Origin of the sequence: Lactiplantibacillus garii (assembly GCF_003885105.1) — a bacterium.
Classification (GTDB): domain Bacteria; phylum Bacillota; class Bacilli; order Lactobacillales; family Lactobacillaceae; genus Lactiplantibacillus; species Lactiplantibacillus garii.
In genome coordinates this window covers 1-281 of record NZ_QWZQ01000156.1, presented here as the reverse complement: position 1 = coordinate 281, position 281 = coordinate 1, and the positions used below count along the sequence as shown (strand labels likewise).

General features: G+C 39.1%; 1 protein-coding gene. It reads right to left on the bottom strand.

Features of this window, described 5'->3' with window-relative positions; all coding sequences use genetic code 11:
* Positions 1-281: hypothetical protein (locus D1831_RS14520; protein WP_225422919.1), on the bottom strand; the 281-nt coding region annotated here is incomplete at both ends.

Sequence of the window (281 nt, the reverse complement as noted above, 5' to 3'; positions counted from 1 at the left end):
GTATTGCATCTCTAAATAGTGAACAGCTTCGTAAATATTTTGCGGTTCATTAGTAGGAAAGTTTTTTGTGCCCTTGCCAGTTGTGCGCCTCATTCGATAATCAAATTTAGCATACCGTAAGACAACCAGATTAAATCCTGTGTCAGCAGCTTTTGAAATTTGTCCACGTTCGTCAATTTGTCCGCGCTTTTTTCCATCATTGCCCGCACCAACAAAGAATATATCAATAAAGCCCGCAATTGTCCCAGATACTACTGCCAACATATAATCGTATTTATCAC